Source organism: Bradyrhizobium sp. RD5-C2 (assembly GCF_019972155.1).
GTDB lineage: Bacteria > Pseudomonadota > Alphaproteobacteria > Rhizobiales > Xanthobacteraceae > Bradyrhizobium.
In genome coordinates, this window is sequence record NZ_BOVL01000016.1 from 15910 (window position 1) to 32421 (window position 16512).

15 protein-coding genes are annotated in these 16512 nt (G+C 59.1%); 3 read left to right on the plus strand and 12 right to left on the minus strand.

Going from position 1 to position 16512, the window contains the following annotated elements:
* Positions 1 to 270 precede the first annotated feature (270 nt).
* The 7 genes from BraRD5C2_RS39670 to BraRD5C2_RS19060 form a co-directional block, all read right to left on the minus strand.
* The gene (locus BraRD5C2_RS39670; protein WP_374708021.1) at positions 271 to 507 is read right to left on the minus strand and encodes a DUF6894 family protein; all 237 of its coding nucleotides are present in this window, start codon (positions 505 to 507) and stop codon (positions 271 to 273) included.
* A gap of 80 nt (positions 508 to 587) precedes the next feature.
* Entirely contained in the window at positions 588 to 1208 is a 621-nt protein-coding gene (locus tag BraRD5C2_RS19030; protein ID WP_223970389.1) for a general stress protein, read from the minus strand.
* A 38-nt stretch (positions 1209 to 1246) separates the two neighbouring features.
* On the minus strand, positions 1247 to 1549 hold the full coding sequence (locus tag BraRD5C2_RS19035) for a PepSY domain-containing protein (RefSeq protein ID WP_223970623.1): 303 nt from the start codon (positions 1547 to 1549) through the stop codon (positions 1247 to 1249).
* A 195-nt stretch (positions 1550 to 1744) separates the two neighbouring features.
* Positions 1745 to 4126: a hybrid sensor histidine kinase/response regulator gene (locus tag BraRD5C2_RS19040; protein WP_223970391.1), complete on the minus strand. Its 2382-nt coding sequence runs from the start codon at positions 4124 to 4126 to the stop codon at positions 1745 to 1747.
* A gap of 764 nt (positions 4127 to 4890) precedes the next feature.
* On the minus strand, positions 4891 to 5061 hold the full coding sequence (locus tag BraRD5C2_RS19050; RefSeq protein ID WP_223970392.1) for a hypothetical protein: 171 nt from the start codon (positions 5059 to 5061) through the stop codon (positions 4891 to 4893).
* Between the two features lie 470 nt (positions 5062 to 5531).
* The gene (locus BraRD5C2_RS19055; RefSeq protein WP_223970393.1) at positions 5532 to 6629 is read right to left on the minus strand and encodes a CYTH and CHAD domain-containing protein; all 1098 of its coding nucleotides are present in this window, start codon (positions 6627 to 6629) and stop codon (positions 5532 to 5534) included.
* Positions 6626 to 6913, minus strand: a complete 288-nt coding sequence (locus BraRD5C2_RS19060) for a CYTH domain-containing protein (protein ID WP_223970394.1) — start codon at positions 6911 to 6913, stop codon at positions 6626 to 6628. Before BraRD5C2_RS19060 ends, BraRD5C2_RS19055 begins: the two co-directional genes overlap by 4 nt.
* An 863-nt stretch (positions 6914 to 7776) precedes the next feature.
* On the opposite strand from BraRD5C2_RS19060, the gene BraRD5C2_RS19065 reads away from it, so the two are divergent.
* The 3 genes from BraRD5C2_RS19065 (at position 7777) to BraRD5C2_RS19075 (ending at position 10652) form a co-directional block, all read left to right on the plus strand.
* Positions 7777 to 9621 carry a potassium transporter Kup gene (locus BraRD5C2_RS19065; RefSeq protein ID WP_223970626.1) on the plus strand — a complete coding sequence of 615 codons (1845 nt, stop codon included), beginning with the start codon at positions 7777 to 7779 and terminating at the stop codon, positions 9619 to 9621.
* 344 nt (positions 9622 to 9965) lie between these two features.
* A complete protein-coding gene (locus BraRD5C2_RS19070) occupies positions 9966 to 10319 on the plus strand; it encodes a YybH family protein (protein ID WP_223970395.1) in 354 nt (117 codons plus the stop codon).
* A 93-nt stretch (positions 10320 to 10412) separates the two neighbouring features.
* A complete protein-coding gene (locus BraRD5C2_RS19075; protein WP_223970396.1) occupies positions 10413 to 10652 on the plus strand; it encodes a DUF3606 domain-containing protein in 240 nt (79 codons plus the stop codon).
* 144 nt (positions 10653 to 10796) lie between these two features.
* Here BraRD5C2_RS19075 and BraRD5C2_RS19080 read toward each other — a convergent pair whose 3' ends face one another.
* The 5 genes from BraRD5C2_RS19080 to BraRD5C2_RS19100 all read right to left on the minus strand — a co-directional run bounded on the left by BraRD5C2_RS19080 (position 10797) and on the right by BraRD5C2_RS19100 (position 16165).
* Positions 10797 to 11972: an extracellular catalytic domain type 1 short-chain-length polyhydroxyalkanoate depolymerase gene (locus BraRD5C2_RS19080; RefSeq protein WP_223970397.1), complete on the minus strand. Its 1176-nt coding sequence runs from the start codon at positions 11970 to 11972 to the stop codon at positions 10797 to 10799.
* A 5-nt stretch (positions 11973 to 11977) separates the two neighbouring features.
* A complete protein-coding gene (locus tag BraRD5C2_RS19085) occupies positions 11978 to 12397 on the minus strand; it encodes a CopG family transcriptional regulator (RefSeq protein WP_223970399.1) in 420 nt (139 codons plus the stop codon).
* Between the two features lie 140 nt (positions 12398 to 12537).
* Entirely contained in the window at positions 12538 to 12942 is a 405-nt protein-coding gene (locus BraRD5C2_RS19090) for a hypothetical protein (RefSeq protein ID WP_223970400.1), read from the minus strand.
* A gap of 16 nt (positions 12943 to 12958) precedes the next feature.
* Complete coding sequence (locus BraRD5C2_RS19095) at positions 12959 to 13159, minus strand: hypothetical protein (RefSeq protein WP_223970628.1); 201 nt, start codon at positions 13157 to 13159, stop codon at positions 12959 to 12961.
* Positions 13160 to 14377: 1218 nt separating this feature from the next.
* A complete protein-coding gene (locus tag BraRD5C2_RS19100) occupies positions 14378 to 16165 on the minus strand; it encodes a thiamine pyrophosphate-requiring protein (protein WP_223970402.1) in 1788 nt (595 codons plus the stop codon).
* Positions 16166 to 16512 lie beyond the last annotated feature (347 nt).

A 16512-nucleotide genomic window follows, 5' to 3' on the forward strand; every position in this document is an offset into this window, starting at 1 on the left:
ACCTCTGCGATCGAATGATTAAGCCGCGCTTGTTAGAACAGTAGCAGGTGATTGCTATCGAATAGACACCTCGACCATTTCGCGGGTCCGTCGACACATTTTGAGGCCATCGGCAGTGCTTCTAGAAGGCCGATGCGAGCTTTGAGGGAGTCTTAGGATAATGAATAGACGAGCGATGCCATTAAAATGATGACCAGCGAAGCCGAGACTGAGAAAAGTAGATAGTCATGCGACATGATGGTTACCGACCCCGTGGCCATTGCGCTTACTTCAGCGACGATTTGGGTTCTCGGCATTGATGTTTAAAACGAACAAAGTGTTCTGAAATTCGTCTGTTACCTCCATGCGCCAGTCGTGCCCTGGCCGCAACCGGCCGTCCAAGCTCGCCAACATCTGTCCAGCCGTAACTGTCGCCTCTTTCCAAGCTGCATGCTTGTTCGGCAGCTCCTCGCCTTCGTGGTCGAGTTCTGTCGTGTCGTGGTAGACGTGGAAAAAGTATCGTGGCATGGAAGTGAAGCAATTAATCCTACTAGTGGGTAGCGATCTCCGTAAGGAAGGGCGGCCCGCCTAGGCGGGCCGCCGGTAATTCATCGCACTCCGGTGCCATAGAGCTGGCGTTCTCTCCGGACCTCCTCAGCGCCATAAGGCGCAGCGGATGGATCATAGCTCTTCCACCCTGCCTTCTGCCAGGCTGCGCTCCGGTCGCGCAGGTTGACGGCGGACTGATCCAGGATCGCTTCGTATCGCGCCCGGTCCGCATCCGGCACGCGAGCCGAAACCAGCGTGCCGCCGCGCCTCACACCCTCGGCGTAGAGTGGAGCTTCCTCATCGGATACACCGGCCTGCGTCAACGCCCCGACCACCCCGCCCGTAGCGCCGCCAGCAACGGCACCTAGGGCAGTTGATGCGAGCCAGCCGGCTGCCACGACGGGACCCAGGCCGGGGATCGCCAACAAACCAAGGCCCGCGAGCAAGCCGGCCGCGCCACCGAGACCTGCGCCGACCCCCGCTCCCGTAGCCGCACCTTCGGCCCGGTCGTCAACACCGTCGCGATCGCGATCGACCTTCTTGTCGGAACTGTACCAGTTGTCGGAATTGTTCGCGACGATGCTCAAATCCGAATGCGGCAGGCCCGCCGCCTCCAAGCTGCTCACCGCGCGCTGCGCATCGGAATAGTTATCGTAGAGGCGTGAAATGGTAACGGTCATAGTGAATCCCTCTCAATTTTTGGCTGTTGCGCGCTGCGTTATTTGGCCGCGTTCACGTTGCCCTGGAAATCCAGACTGACGTCGGTCGACGCGCCGCCTTTACTGGCTTTTCCGCGCCAAACGCCGTTATCATCCTTCTTCAGGGATGTGACGTTGGTATAGCCCGCCTCCTCAATCTTCGATTTGGCCTGGCCCTCGGTGAAGCTATTGGCGCCTTCAACCGGCTTGTTAGAATTGTTTTGGCCGGAACTGTTGACCGCGTTGTTGTTGGGCCGATCGGTCGCCGGTGGATTCTGCGCAAATGACGGACCGGCCAGAAGCGAAGCAGCCGCCAGCAGCATAAGAAATTTCTTGTTCACATTGTCCTCCATTAGTTGCACGTCACAACATATGCGGGTCTGAGAAGTTCCAGTTTTCCCGGTAACCTGGAGGTGGACCGCAGGACGTAAAGCGCTTCGCCGACGCTTCGGGCGCATGTAATGAGCCTCGACGGCATCGCCATCTTCATGGCCATGCGCTGTCAAGCAGCTGGCCCTTCAGCACTGTCGAGAGACAGCCTTAACTTCCAACGCCGTTGTCAGGGCTTCGCGAAGCGCTTCAGGCGAGTAAGGCTTCACGAGTAGCACCGCGCCCAAATGTTCGGCTTCGGATTGGAGCCCACCATCACCCGTCGCGAGAACCAGGCGGAGATCGGCACGGTGCGCGCGGGCATCGCTCGCGAGCTGCAGACCGGAGACCCCCGGCAAGCCTACGTCCGTGAGAAGGATGTCTACGAGATCTTCAGTCAGGATCTTGTAAGCTTCCTGGGCGGTGCTGGCCTGTCTTACCTCACATCCGAGATCGTCTAGCATCTCCGTCGTCACAGGGCGGATCAGTTCGTCGTCTTCGACGAGCAACACCGTCGTTCCCTTAAGAGCGTGCTTGTTCGTCGACTGCTGCGATCCTTGAGAGGTGACGCGTCTTTGACCGTGATTGGCCAACACATGCCTAATTTTTCGTGCGAGTGCTTCGCGCGTGTAGGGCTTAGGCAGGAGCTCCAGCCCCGGATCGAGCCGCCCGCCGTGCACAATGGCATTCTGTGTGTAGCCGGAGGTGAAAAGGACAGCAACGCTGGGCAACCGATCCTTGGCTTTTCGCGCCAACTCTGGACTGCGCATCGCGCCAGGCATCATCACGTCGGTAAAGATCAGATCTATTGGCATGCCGCTATCGACGATGGCGAGCGCGGCCGCCGCATCCTTCGCCCTGACGACGCGGTAACCAAGCTCTGTGAGCATGGACTCGGCGACCTCGCGAACCTCGTCGTCATCCTCGACGACAAGGATAGTTTCCTGCCCACCTTTCAATTCCTCGGACGGAGCAGAAACCAGATTGTCCTCGCTCGCCACCTCGCGCGGAAAGTACAACTTCACCGTGGTTCCGGCACCCAGCTCGCTATAGATTTTGACGTGTCCACCTGATTGCTTGAGGAAACCATAGACCATGGCAAGCCCGAGGCCCGTGCCCTTGTCCTCCGCCTTGGTCGTGAAGAATGGCTCAAAGACACGGTCTAGCAACTCTGGCGGTATCCCAGCCCCGGTGTCCGTCACCGCGATCATCACGTATTGGCCCGGCACGACCTCGTCGTGCCGACGGGCATACTCGTCGTCGAAAAAGGCGTTGCTCGCCTCGATGGTCAGCCGGCCTTCGCCATTCATAGCGTCGCGGGCGTTAATCGCGAGGTTGAGGATGGCATTTTCGAGCTGATCGGGGTCGATCAGACTGTTCCACAGTCCGCCGGCGACCATCGTCTCGATCTCGATTTCTCCGCCAAGTGCGCGACGCAGCAGTTCATCCATGCCCTTGATCAGACGGCCGACGTTCACCACCCTCGGTTCCAGGGGCTGGCGTCTTGCGAACGCAAGCAACTGCGAAGCAAGCTTTGACCCGCGTGCGACGCTCGCGAGGGCGTTCTGAACCCGCATCTCGGCTCGCGGATTGCCGGCGATGTCTTTGTTGAGCAATTGCAGGTTTCCGCTAATCACCTGCAGCAGGTTGTTGAAATCATGAGCTACGCCGCCAGTGAGCTGCCCGATCGCCTCCAGCTTTTGAGAACGGATCATCGTCGCTTGCGCGTTCTGAAGGGCTGCTTCCGCCTCGCGACGTTCAGTGATATCCCGCGTCACCTTGGCGAAGCCGATGAGCTTGCCCTCTTCATCCCGGATCGCGTCGATCACGACGTGCGCCCAGAAGGCAGTACCGTCCTTGCGGAGCCTTTGGCCTTCGTTCTCCCACCGTCCCTCCCGAAGTGCGGTTTCCAGTCCAGTGCGAGGAAGACCCGCGGCGCGATCCGCTACGGTGTAAAAGTTGGAGAAGTGACGACCAATGATTTCTTCGGGGGCATAACCTTTGATGCGCTGGGCGCCCGCATTCCAACTGGCCACGCGGCCGTTCGGATCCAACATGTAGATGGCGTAGTCGGTCACGCCCTGCACAAGCATCCGGAATTGCTCTTCGCTTTCTCGCAATTTTGCCTCGGCGGCCCTTCGCTCGGTCAAGTCGCTGGTGATTTTGGCGAAGCCGACGAGCTCGCCTTCGGGCGAGCGGATCGCGTCGATCACCACATGAGCCCAGAACTGACTACCATCCTTGCGCACCCGCCAGCCCTCGCGCTCGAAGCGGCCGGTGCGAGCCGCCTCCTCCAACGCCAGGCCGGGCACGTTCTGAGCCCGCTCAGCGTCCGTGTAGAAGGTTGAGAAATGATGTCCGATGATCTCATCAGCTGCGTAGCCCTTGAAGCGCTTCGCGCCTGGGTTCCAGCTGGTTACATGCCCCTCGCGATCCAGCATGTAAATCGCGTAGTCGGTGATCGACTCGATAAGAAGCCGAAAGCGGCCCTCGTTAGATTGTGCCGCTGCGAAGCGATCAGAGCTTTCCATACAAATCCTTTCAAAGCAGCCATTCCCGCGGGCTGTGAAGGAAAGCTCGCTTTAGGGGCAAAGGTAATTGGCCCAGCGCCCTTCGGAGCGAGCCAGCCAATCGTTGCCAGTTAGCAAGACTTTAACACCACTTATCGCCTTGCGTTCCTGAACAGCGATCCAAGCGTCACCTGGGCTGAAATAAAACTTGCTGACCGAATTTGGCGCAGTAGTCCTCATCCTTCATCTTATTGCAGATGCGAAGTCCTTGCGGGCGCTCACTCATAATTTTCCTCCTTTTGAGCCTTTTCCGATAAGTTCCCAGACGCGAACAAAATATAGATCTGGCCAGCCTTGGCGTTGCGTAGAACTATGGAGGTCTCAGCGCCAACGTTGCCGTCGAGATGAGGTCGCCTGGAGGCGGACCGCTTTCCATTTCAACGGAGCTTACCAGTGGAGCAGCTACAGCGACGTCGCATCAAACATGAAAAGAGCTCCCGTGAACACCTAGCGGAAGAGGCTCAATACTTCCGCGATGAAGCCCTCAAACTTCCGCCAGGGACGGCTCGCGAACTGCTTTTGCGTCGGGCCCGTCAGACGGAAACCGCTTCACGCATGGATGACTGGTTGAAGTCTCCGGGATTAAAATCGCTAGCCTAGACTTTCATGCCAACTAGCTATTACGCCTATTTTTCCGACCGTTACATCCAAGATCGGGTTGTCATCCTGGTCGATGACGACGAGGAAGCGAAGAGCTTTAAACCCGCAAAGGAATTTCAAAGCTCCTACTGGGATTTCTTTATGGCGCGCTCGACCTCATCAGCCAGCGTCCGATGATGCGTCGCCAGCCTAGCGAACAGTTCTTTCTTGGTGGGATTGGTCGCTAGCTTGCTGATTAGCTCGCACTCTTCCGCCTCGATACGAAGCTTTTCCAAGTGCGCCTGCATGTCCTTCATTGATCTGTCTCCCGGCAACGTCGGGGGATCATTGCACAGGGAACCCGTCGTTCAAATGCGAATGCTAGAACTCTTCGCCCGCGGCGGATCCCAAAGTTGGGCCTAATCCTCCGATCTAGTGACCGACCAGGCCGCCGAAACCGCCCGACTGACGAGGTCGCCGAGGCAATCGTCCACGAGATGAACCGGCAAGGCATCGCCGACATGGTCGCCGATCACGGCTTCGACGTCATGGAGCTGGCGCGGGTGGTCGTCCGGGCGGCGGACGGCGACGTGATCCCCTTCCGGCGGCCACCATGACATTAGAGCGCGGAGCACTGGCTATTGCGCGATGAGAGCACCGACCTCGTGCGCGAGCACGAGCAGGCTAAGGCCAACCAGCAGAATCATTGCGGCCGGGAACAGTGATCTGGGCTTGGTGGAAATCACGACATCGCATGCAACCAGACATAGTGCTGGCCAAATTCCGATCACATCGCTCTGAGCGCGGTATCCGTCGCCATGGCGCGATGCGCGACGAAGTCGTTCAGGGCGCCTAGAGCGCCCTGCGCCTCCTTCAGCTTGTCTGACAGGTCATCGAGCGAGCTCTGCGCGCTGTCCGAATAAAGGCTACGAAAGAAATCGACCGCGTAGCGTACCTTCTTGATTTTAATTCGAAGCCTGTGTCGTTGTGGCGGAGCTAGCTCCTCTAGGCTTCGCGCCTCGTTGCGGAGTTTCTTCAGGCGGCGGAGCATGATTTCTTCAGCGAATTCCTTGGTTAAGGCGTTTGCGATCTTTTGGGATCGAGATTCTTTCGCTTCAAGCCATTCGAGGACGTCGATGGGAAGCCGACGGTACCGAGACGTGGCAAGCGCATGCCTCGCGCGTTCGAAGGCCGCGCCGCGGCGCCTAGCGAACTGTCTCTCGATCGCGCGCACGCCCCGTTTGGGCGCGTCTGCGGCTTCCAACGGTTCGATTTTCTCCGTCAAGAACACGTCAATCTCGCGGGCGGCGGCGAGCTCTCCGGTCAGCCACTTCAACTCGGCCTTAATGCGTTCGACGCCGGCAATCGGCAGGATTGCGCCGAACAGAGAGATCGCGGCCCGCAAACGCCGCAAGCCAACCCGCATTTGGTGGATTCCTTCGGCATCGAGCTCCCGCACCGCTCCGGCGTTGGACGTAAAATGCCGTAGCGCTGAAAAGGCGATGACGTCGAACGACTCGTTCACGGTCATGTTCTTTGTCAGAACGATTTCCTCGGCGCGGACTGCGGCACTCTCATTATTATCGATCACCGCGTAGCCGCGTTCGGACTTTGATCTCAGATCGAGTTCGGCTCCCGTTTTCCGTTCGAACGTTCGGGCCAAGCGAATGAGATCCGAGGTCCGTCCCTGCTTCAATTCAAGTTCGAATTCCGAGATGGGGCGCATGTGCCGGCCCGCCACGATGGTACCGCTGTCGACGGCCAGTTCGACTTCGCTTGCTCCGATGCGCAGGACGCGGGTCGTTCGGTCGACTGAAGTTCGGAAGACCGGTCCGAGCTTTCGCTTCAGCTTCTTCGCCATTCCAGCCAGCGGCGTCTGCTTCAAGTCGCCGAGGCTCGGTGAGCCCCTGTCACATTTGCTTCCCACTCACCCCGCGCGAAGCCGCCAACAGCGGAAGATTTTACGGTTTGACAAAACTCACCGTCGGATTCTCTTACACGGATGGTTAGGCCGCTTCGGCGTAACCGCTGCTTGGGGGTGTCGTAGTAAACGGAGACAAGCTTGCGGACTGTACCGATATCCGACCGGGCCCCTCGAATGCGCATATCGGCGACTGATCCGATTTTCGCCTCGGCGATCTGGAATTTCAGTTCGGGTTCGATCGGCATTTAGTTGATCCCGGCCTTATTCAGCTTGAGACATAATGTCCGTGGGCGCGTTTCCGTTGCAGATCGACTTCGACCATTGCTTGTCGGTTGGGCCTCCGTTTTGCAGATGCTGCGCTGCACGACAACGTCACTCCGACCAGCATCGAATTGGTCTACTGCAACTCTCGATCTGAGGAAGCGTTATCTGCCCACCGCTCGCCTCCTTGCGACCGCTCCTCGGCAATGAAATATCGCTGGTTGCGAACCGTTCTTGCATTTTGGACAGCGGTAGGCTTGACAGTTGGACCGGCCCCGCCGACCCGATCATCCCTGCCGCTCTTAAGTCGCGGTCGTTCACGGCGTCGCGAACCAGCCCGGCCCCGCGACCCGTTTGTTGGCGCGCGCCGAGATGGCGAGCTGCACCTCGCCACGAGAATGCCGGTTTGAGCGATGATTCAGGTCACAGTTGGGTGTCGCGTTCGGCCTCGGGAGCCGGAAGGCAAGTGCTCGCTATCTTAGCCGACATGGCACTAGGCAGCCCGGCTCGCGACGCGAGTTGGAACAAACCCCTATAGTCCGCGATTGGCACTGCAGGTATAAGCTTCCGGACATTTAGCGTTGGCCATTATCCTAGTCGTAACAATTGGCGCCTTCTGCAGAGCCACCGCGGTTGGCGGCTTGATGGAATCGGCTTCGGGGCCATCGCCGTCCAATAGAAAAGACGCCGGCGCCGATCCGGCTCTTAGGCGCACCTCTGCAATCGATCGATTTCGGGCTGCTAGACGCAACGCTCTAGGGGCCGCAAGAGGAACGACGTGAACGACGGTGCTGCCGGAGACGGCGCCGCGCCTGTTGCCTCGACTGAAGCAAAGGCTTCGGATCCCGTGCGCGCCGCGCTCGTGCTCGGGGCGTTAGGGGTCGTATTTGGCGACATCGGTACGAGCCCCATCTACGCATTTCGCGAGTCCATTAAGGCTTCCGGCACTTCGGGGAATATGAACGTCATCTTTGGCGTGTTGTCGCTGGTGTTTTGGGCGGTCATCCTCGTGGTAGCGGTTAAATACGTCTTGATCGTCATGCGCGCGGACAACGACGGCGAAGGGGGCACAATGGCGCTGCTGTCGCTTGTGCTGCCCAAATTGCGCAATATGCGAAGGGCCCTTTTGACTATCGGGCTCGTGGGCGCGTCACTGTTTTTTGGTGACGCAATGATCACCCCGGCCATCTCAGTCCTAAGCGCCGTCGAGGGCGTGGAAATCGTTACCCCGCTCCTCAAGCCGTATGTCGTTCCGCTGGCGGCCACCATCCTGGTCGGGCTATTCCTGATCCAAAGCCGTGGCAGCGCCAGCGTCGGACGCTTCTTCGGCCCGGTCATGGCGCTTTGGTTCTTTGTCCTCGGCGCCGCAGGCGGATGGAACCTGATCAAACATCCTCAGGTTCTGGCAGCCTTGAATCCGAGCTATGCCATCTCTTTTCTCGTTCACGCGGATGGCTGGATCGCCTTCACTGTGCTCGGTTCTGTCTTTCTCGCCCTCACCGGCGGCGAGGCTCTCTACGCAGATATGGGACACTTTGGCCGCAAGTCGATCCGCCTAGATTGGTTCGCTTTCGTCATGCCGGCGCTGGTGCTCAATTACTTCGGGCAAGGCGCGCTCGTGCTTTCCAATCCCGACACGTCGATCAATCCATTCTTTCTGATGTTTCCGACCTCACTGACCGTTCCGATCGTCGTCCTGACGACATGTGCGACCGTGATCGCGAGCCAAGCAGTTATTTCGGGCGCGTTCGCGCTTGTTCAACAAGCAATCCAGTTGGGAGCGCTGCCGCGGCTAGACGTCAGGCAGACTTCTGACGAGGCCGTCGGGCAGGTGTATGTGCCTCAGGTGAATTGGCTACTTGCTATCGCCGTGCTGGGCCTCGTTTTCGGATTTCGGAGCTCGGAGGCTCTTGCCAATGCTTATGGGATCGCTGTCGCCGGCGATATGCTGGTGACGACTGTTTTGGTTACGACGGCCGCCCTGGTCGTATGGCAGTGGCCCCTGCTACTCATCGGGCCGATCGCGGCATTTTTCTTTATGCTTGACGCAACGTTCGTGGTGTCGAACGCCCACAAAATTCCGCAGGGCGGCTGGTTTCCACTGTTAGTCGGAAGCGCCGCACTGACGCTCATGCTAAGCTGGCGGCGCGGCCGCGAGGTTGCCCTAGCGCGGCGCGAGGCCGACGCGATTCCCCTCCAAGCATTTATCGAAGAATTGTCAGGTCCGCACGCGCCGGTGCGGGTCCCGGGTAAAGCGATCTATTTCACTACGCGGAATGATGTCGTGCCGGCCGCACTTTCGCTGAATCTGAAACACAACAGCGTCGTGCATCAAAATTTGATGTTCTTGAAGATCACGACCGCGCGTGTTCCCAAAGTAACCGATTCAGATCGAATTTCCGCCACCGAGCTCGCACCTGGGCTAGAGCAAGTCGAGATGAGATTTGGGTTCGCCCAAAAGCCAGATGTCCCTGCAGCCCTCGCCGCACATTCTCGAGAACTCGGACCGAGCGTGGCCCAAGCATCGTTCTTCTTGGGCAGGGAAGTCCCAGTACCGTCTCTTCACCCCGATGTACCCCTTTGGCAGGAGACGCTTTACGCTTTCATGACGCGTAACGCAGTGCGCGCCCCCGATTACTTTCTGATTCCGCCCGCGAGGGTCGTGGAGCTAGGCACCAAGGTGGAGATGTAAAGGCGCTCTCTATGCGTCTCTTGAATCGTGCTAGACAGGAGCGAGCATGCTCCCGTAAGTCCCCCGCAAACGCCTGTTCCCATCAACGACACGACCGCTTCCAGCATCGTGGCCCAAATCATTTTCGCCTGCAGCGAAGCATGCGCGCAACCCCGAGGCCGTCATTTCAAACTCCCAACAGTGGGGGGCAAGAGTGACTTCTAGGAGCAAATAGAGACTACTGGCGTTGCCCCTTGTTCCCGACCTGTCAGCCCACCACCAAATTTTCGGCCGATGTTTTCCGCGATTGTCCCGCTTTGTAGCTGACTTTCGCACCCTCAGTTATGCTACTCAATGACAATGGCATGTACGTGAAGAATATGTCCTTTGACCCTATGGCCACTGCGGTTGACTGGCTCGACGCCTACCGCGCTGGCGATGTTGAAACCATCCTCGACATGTTTGCCGATGACGCAGTGATCTGCTGTGATTGCGGCGGCACGAAAGTCTTGATGGGTCGGAAGGCGCTTCACGCCTATTGGGTTGATCGCCTGAGACGTGACCCGGCTTTCGAGATGGACGACCTCCAGCCTTCCAGCAACGAAATCAGAATCTCCTGTTTTACGGGCTCCGGCCTGGTCAATGCGGTTCTAACGCTTAGTGGAGTTGGGCAAATCAGGAAACTTAGCTGCGGCCCCTCAGACTGCGGAGAAGGGTAAAACAAGCAGGGCTGTACCGGCGTGTTAGGACAAAGCGTGCGGCAATAGGAACTTCGTTAGATTGCCGCTGTTCTTGCGATAGGAGGCGCCGGCATGAGCAATCTGACCACCAGGGAACAACCGAATCGCCTTCATATCGACATGCACCAGGCCGTTGAAGTCAAACTCTGGGCGCGCGCCCTCGGTGTATCCAAGGAAGAGCTTCGAAAGGCCATTGATAAGGTCGGCAATTCAGCGGTTTCCGTGCGTAAAGAACTCGGAATCGAGTGGAGCGACGGCGATGAATCGCGAGACGGAGAAACTGGCAAGCGGCGCACTACTCGAGAAGGCTAAACAGTACGAAGCAGAGATCCCCGCCGATCCGACCTACACGACCGAGCACGGGGCTACTTCGTAGACCGGGACAAGGACCGCGGTACTTGCGAAGGAGACGCGCTTCACATTCACGATGCCGTCGGAGTAGCTCAGCTTCCGAATTCATCCGGCGTGCGGATGCTCCAAAAAGAAACGCAGCATTTCCTTCGTGGCATCCGGCCCCTCTCCGTCCGTATAAGATCCGGCGGGGCTCCCTCCCGACCAGGCGTGGCTGGCGCCATGGATGTTCCAGTGCTCCAGGATCTCGCGCTGACCGTCGAGGTAGGTCGTTCGCGTATATTCATGACCTCCCGGAATTTGCCCGCGATGCACTTTCTTGTGCGTCTTGGTCGCTCCGATAGCCTGTTCGACGACCTGGACGCCATTGTCGGGATGCACGGTGGCGTCGCGATCGCCGTGAAAAACAATGGTCGGGATCACCGGGCCGGTCGACGCAGGGCGACCGCCCTTGCCTCCTTGCCGCATAACGGTGAAGGCCGACGGCATATCGGTAGCGGCTCCATAAGCGAGGCCGGAATGGATCCCGACCGCCGCGTATAGATCGCTATAGGTGGCTCCCATGATTGCTGCGGCGGCGCCTCCGGCCGAGAGGCCGGCAACGAAGATGCAATTTGGATCGATCGAGTAGTCACGCATGACTTGGCGAGTGATACCCGCGATCAGCGAGGGCTCGCCTTCGTCGCGGCGCTGGTCGGCCGCGCGAAACCAGTTCCAGCACTTGGACGGATTGGCGGCGCAAGGCTGTGCTGGATAGACGACGAGGCAGTTCTGTTCTTCCGCGATGAAGTTCATTTTGGTGCCAGCCGCAAAATCGTCTGGCGACTGCGTGCAGCCGTGCAGCATGACGACCAGCGGGTGGGGCTGACCTCGTTGGTAGCCGCTGGGGATGAACAGCTTGTAGGATCGACTTCCAGCGTTGTTGCTGTACTTGCCGTCGATGAACTTCGTTCTTTCCGGCATGATGTCGGCCTTCGAAGCAGGCGCGTGCTTGGTACCCCGCAGGCCGAGCCAGGTGCCGTCCTTGGCCTGATCGAACAGGGGCCGGTGGCGATGTGCCGTGGTATCCAGAGCTTTGAGGTCGGCCCCGCCGATGCGGTTAGAATTGAGGTCGATGGCGGGCGCAACGCCGCCCGGAAGACCGACGATCTGCGGGACGAGAGATGCCGCAGCGGGCGCGTGCTCTCCTCGGAGCATGCGCTGCAGCAGCGCCGTGGCTTCGGTCAGTTGCCCCGCTCGGGTCAACCGCGTGGCTTCTCGCAGCGTTTCTTGATTAAACATCGTGTTCACCCTGTTCTGTCGGCGAGAGCGGCCTTGACCGCGGGGGTGGCATGGAGGGCGCCGAGCACCGAGACCGAGCCGATGGTGGCGCGGGCGAGATCGGCCGTGACGTCCTGCGCGATGCTGGCAAGGCCGAGCACATTGATGTGCAGCATCTCGCGGGCTTGCCGCGCTGCTTCGAGGTCCGCGCGCGTGTAATTTCGAAGGCCGAGATCCAGGCCTTTACGGATGGTAGATTGTTTGACCACGTCGGCGTGACGCTCGAGCTGATTGCGGATCGCCGTCCGAATGAAATCCGTGCGGTTCGAATAGAACCCGTCCTTCACCATCAGATCGATGTGGCCTAGGTCAACGAAGCCGAGATTGATGGTGATCTTTTCACTTTCCGGAGGCTTCGGCCTCAGTTCCTGGACATCCGAGGGCATCACTAAGCCTTCCATATACCATCTGCATGGATGGTATATGGAAGGCGAAATTCGCCGAACAAGGGGTGTTTGACGAGAAAGACACTTCTGTAGTCGTCGTGAGCTACGATTTGAATTTCGCGCTTTCTACGCCGCCGCCTTCAGGACGCGGTCGCTCGAGCTGGTTCGCGACCTTCGCGACGACGCTCGCGCCGTTCGCGCCTTCGTTTCGCGCGCTCAACGAGCGGCGGTAGCGGCGGTACGGCTGCATCGACTGTCTCGGGCGGTACGGTCTCGAGCGGCGGGTCGATGCCGGCGCGCGCCTCCATGATCTCGAGCACGGCCCGCCCCCGAGCAGTGATTTTCCAGCCACCGCTTTCGCGATCGACCAGACCTTGCGAAAACATGTCGAGGTCCGGCACTCGTGCAGCCAGCCGCTTGGTCCGGTCGGCCCAGTCCCGACCGCTCGTCGCCAGTATCGCCATGTCGCGTTTGATGTCGTCCATCACGGCGAATCCGCCCGGATAGGACACTAAGATCTTCAACACTGTGACCTGGAAGTTCACCCGCCGCGTCTCGCTTTCAGCGCCACATGGTCGGCAGCCCGGAGAGGGCCTCGCATCCCACCTGGCTGAGGCCAGCGGGCGAGACCTCGCCGCGGGTCGCTGCTTCCAAGATTTTTGAAGCGACGTGCGTGCGCGCTCCGGTTTCGCGTGCCAAACCGCTCTCGCAAACTTCGTCCAGGATCGCGCGCAAAAGCGCGGTGGTAGCGGGGTCGAACATTGAATGCCCCATACGGGAAAGCCGCATAGTAAACGACCAAATGAAAATCGCAAAGATCGCCTTGGCGACCGCATTCATAGTTGGCTCAGTTGCGACGACATCCGCACAAGGCGGCGGAGACTCCCCGGCTGCGACCTCGGGTCAGGGCGCGTCCAGCAGTCCGAGCGCGGCAAATCCAGGCGCGACGCAGAATGATCCGAAGAGAGGGAAGGCACGGCAGGCAAGAGCAACAGCACCATGTCCAAGGACGGCGCGCTAGGAGCACACGAAGAAGTAAGCACGCGTTGGATCGTTCGTCGGACTTGCTCCGCGCAACTAGGCCCCAGCATGGCCTTCTCGCTGGGTTCTCTTTGCATCTGATACGGTTACGTTTCGACCTGCAAATGCCGACGAGACTATTCTAACGGCAGAGACCGGAATCACCATCTCCCGCTCGACTCCGTTTTGAGGGACAACATAAGACATGAAGAAGGCAATGAGGGTTCACCCTAAAAGGCGGGTCGGCCCGCTACGAGCGAGGATCCTCTAAAGGGGTTTCGCGGATCGCCTGAAATGCGCGCAACCGTCGCCAACTGGGCTGAATATCAACCGGGCATGCCGTCTCTGTCCGAAGCCGGCTGGTCGAACTCGGTTTGACCGTACCGACCAAGCCCCTGACTGAGCACGAAAGCCAGCAAGGCCGTGAAGACCCAAAGCAACGCGCCCGCGAACTGGCCGTATCGACAAGGTGACCGGCCCCGCGGCCAGCCCTGACGATCAGGCCAGTCGTCAGCGCAGGCTCATTAAAGGGCCTGAGGAATTTCAGACGGTGCGGCGCGATCGAAAACGGAAATGAGCGATGTAATGCAATCGGCAAGCCAGGAACACGAGGTCCCTTCAGGCTATCCCGTCACATCGAAGAGCAGTTCAGGGAATCCCGCTACCGCCAGCCGAGAAGGCGAGCCATGGGACGCGCGGCGAGCGCTGCAGCCTCGATTCCACCACCGCCGGTGACGATGTGCCACTAGCGCGAGTCGCAGCATCAAGCGAGAATCGCCGCCCTCTCATGTTGAAATTGATTAGGCGTCAGTGCTTTCGCTTCACGACAAATATCGCCGTCCGGCGTCACTGGATGCCTTATGCTGGTCATGACTCGGGGCGCGCGGGGCGCGTAGCGGGCAGGCGAGCGCCGAAGGATCGTTTCGCCGCGCTGTGCCTACCCGGCGGGAAGTACCGTATTCAGCCGCGGCCTGGCAAAATGGTTTCGAGTACTTGCCGTGCAGCCCCCCTGATGACGCCGGTCTCGTTCGGATCGCCCTTCGCGAGGGCGGTTGCGAAATTCTTTGCTTGCTGCAAGGTGATGTGCGGCGGAAGCGGCGGAACTTCCGGATCGGTCTTGACTTCAAGAACGACCGGAACGTCGCTCGCAAGCGCCTGCTGCCAAGCAGACTCAAGAAGGTCGGGGTCGTCAACGTAGACACCGCGAAGTCCGATCAACTCGGCAAAGCGGGAGTAAGATACATTGGGCACTTGCTGTGAGGCGTTGAATTTGGGATCGCCATTGATGACGCGCTGTTCCCACGTCACCTGATTTAGATCCTCATTGTTGAACACGCAGACGATCCATCGGTGATCGGACCAATCTCGCCAATATTTCGCAACCGTGATGAGTTCGGCCATATTGTTCATTTGCATCGCGCCATCTCCGACAAGGGCGATGACGGGACGGTCGGGCTGCGCATATTTGGCAGCAATCGCGTAAGGCACTGCGGCACCCATTGAGGCGAGACCACCGGAGAGAGAGGCCTTCATGCCGTCGCGGATTTTTACGTCGCGAGCAAACCAGTTTGCGCAGGATCCGGAATCGCTGGTAATGATCGCACGATCCGGCAAAAGCGGCGACATATCCCACGCGACACGCTGCGGGTTGACAGGTTTGGCCGGCTGCTTCGCCCGCTCTTCGAGCGTTTTCCACCAGGCCCGAACATTATCTTCGATTGTCTGTCGCCAGGTTGCGGCTGGCTTCTGCTGAAGATGAGGCAGAAGTGCCTGCAGCGTCTCCTTGGCGTCGCCGACGAGACCGACTTCCATCGGGAAACGCATGGAAAGCATGCTTGCATCGATGTCGATCTGGACGCCGCGCGCCCTTCCCTCCTTTGGCAAAAACTCCGAATAAGGAAAGGCTGATCCGACCATCAAAAGCGTATCGCACTCCATCATCATCTTGTAGCTGGGCTCAGTGCCGAGTAGACCGATCGAGCCAGTCACCCAGGGAAGATTATCCGGTAACGCCGCCTTGCCGAGAAGCGCCTTGGCACACCCGGCAGAAAGTCTATCGGCGACGGCGATGATCTCCTCGCTGGCACCGAGCGCGCCAGCGCCCACCAGCAGCGCAACTTTTTCGCCGGAGTTCAGGATCTCAGCCGCACGGTCGAGATCGGCATCATGCGGTGTGACCTTGGGCGCGGAATATCCAATACCTGATCGCAACGTGCCATGGGCGCGTGGCGGATCTTCAAAGACCTCATCTTGCAGATCGTTAGGCAAAATAATGGCGGTGACCGTCCGCCTCGATAAAGCGATCCGGACGGCACGATCGACCAAATGACGCACCTGCCCTGGCATTGAGGCCTGCACGACGTAAGCGCTCGCCACATCCTTGAACATCGAGACAAGGTCGAGTTCTTGCTGATACTGTCCGCCAAGCGCATTGCGCGCCTGCTGGCCGACGATGGCCAGCACCGGCTGATGATCCATCAACGCGTCGTAAAGGCCTGTCGTAAGATGCGACGCTCCGGGACCAGAGGTCGCGATGCAAACGCCGAGGCGGCCGGAAAATTTGGCATAGGCCGACGCCATGAAAGCTGCCATTTCCTCGTGCCGCGCCTGGACAAAATCAATTTTGCCGTTGCCTCGGTTAAGCGCACCGAAAACGCCGTTTATGCCGTCGCCAGGATAGCCGAACATGTGACGTACACCCCAGTCATGGAGGCGCTGCACAACGAAATCTCCGACCGTCTGCGACATGGCGTATCTCGGGGCTTGAGAGCTTTGAGAAGAACCACCGATTTCACCACCTGTTCCACGGGTTGGCTCTGCTACGCTCAGGGACTGGAACAAGCGGGCTTTTCGAGGCGTTGATTGCAGCCATTTTGGGGACCTTCGTGTAGCGACAAGGGTCAAGTTTTCTCACATGGCCGAGATCGTTGGTGACGCCCGGCGGCCGCTGCTTCATTCCCCTCGGAGAAAGCCGAAGCTGAGCGCTATCCTTCGTCAGGCCAGTCGTTACAACAGCCAGACGATCCACTCGACGCGGAGTCATTGCAGAGAATTACGCGTTAGTTGGACACCGGCTTCTTGCTGAAACTCGTCGT

Excerpts from the sequence above, each read along its gene's own strand:
- BraRD5C2_RS19075 (WP_223970396.1), top strand. The coding sequence starts at position 10,413 with ATGAGCAATCTGACCACCAGGGAACAACCGAATCGCCTTCATATCGAC.
- BraRD5C2_RS19100 (WP_223970402.1), bottom strand. The coding sequence starts at position 16,165 with ATGTCGCAGACGGTCGGAGATTTCGTTGTGCAGCGCCTCCATGACTGG.
- BraRD5C2_RS19030 (WP_223970389.1), bottom strand. The coding sequence starts at position 1,208 with ATGACCGTTACCATTTCACGCCTCTACGATAACTATTCCGATGCGCAG.
- BraRD5C2_RS19085 (WP_223970399.1), bottom strand. The coding sequence starts at position 12,397 with ATGCCCTCGGATGTCCAGGAACTGAGGCCGAAGCCTCCGGAAAGTGAA.
- BraRD5C2_RS19095 (WP_223970628.1), bottom strand. The coding sequence starts at position 13,159 with ATGTTCGACCCCGCTACCACCGCGCTTTTGCGCGCGATCCTGGACGAA.
- BraRD5C2_RS19070 (WP_223970395.1), top strand. The coding sequence starts at position 9,966 with ATGTACGTGAAGAATATGTCCTTTGACCCTATGGCCACTGCGGTTGAC.
- BraRD5C2_RS19050 (WP_223970392.1), bottom strand. The coding sequence starts at position 5,061 with ATGAAGGACATGCAGGCGCACTTGGAAAAGCTTCGTATCGAGGCGGAA.
- BraRD5C2_RS39670 (WP_374708021.1), bottom strand. The coding sequence starts at position 507 with ATGCCACGATACTTTTTCCACGTCTACCACGACACGACAGAACTCGAC.
- BraRD5C2_RS19080 (WP_223970397.1), bottom strand. The coding sequence starts at position 11,972 with ATGTTTAATCAAGAAACGCTGCGAGAAGCCACGCGGTTGACCCGAGCG.
- BraRD5C2_RS19060 (WP_223970394.1), bottom strand. The coding sequence starts at position 6,913 with ATGCCGATCGAACCCGAACTGAAATTCCAGATCGCCGAGGCGAAAATC.
- BraRD5C2_RS19040 (WP_223970391.1), bottom strand. The coding sequence starts at position 4,126 with ATGGAAAGCTCTGATCGCTTCGCAGCGGCACAATCTAACGAGGGCCGC.
- BraRD5C2_RS19035 (WP_223970623.1), bottom strand. The coding sequence starts at position 1,549 with ATGCTGCTGGCGGCTGCTTCGCTTCTGGCCGGTCCGTCATTTGCGCAG.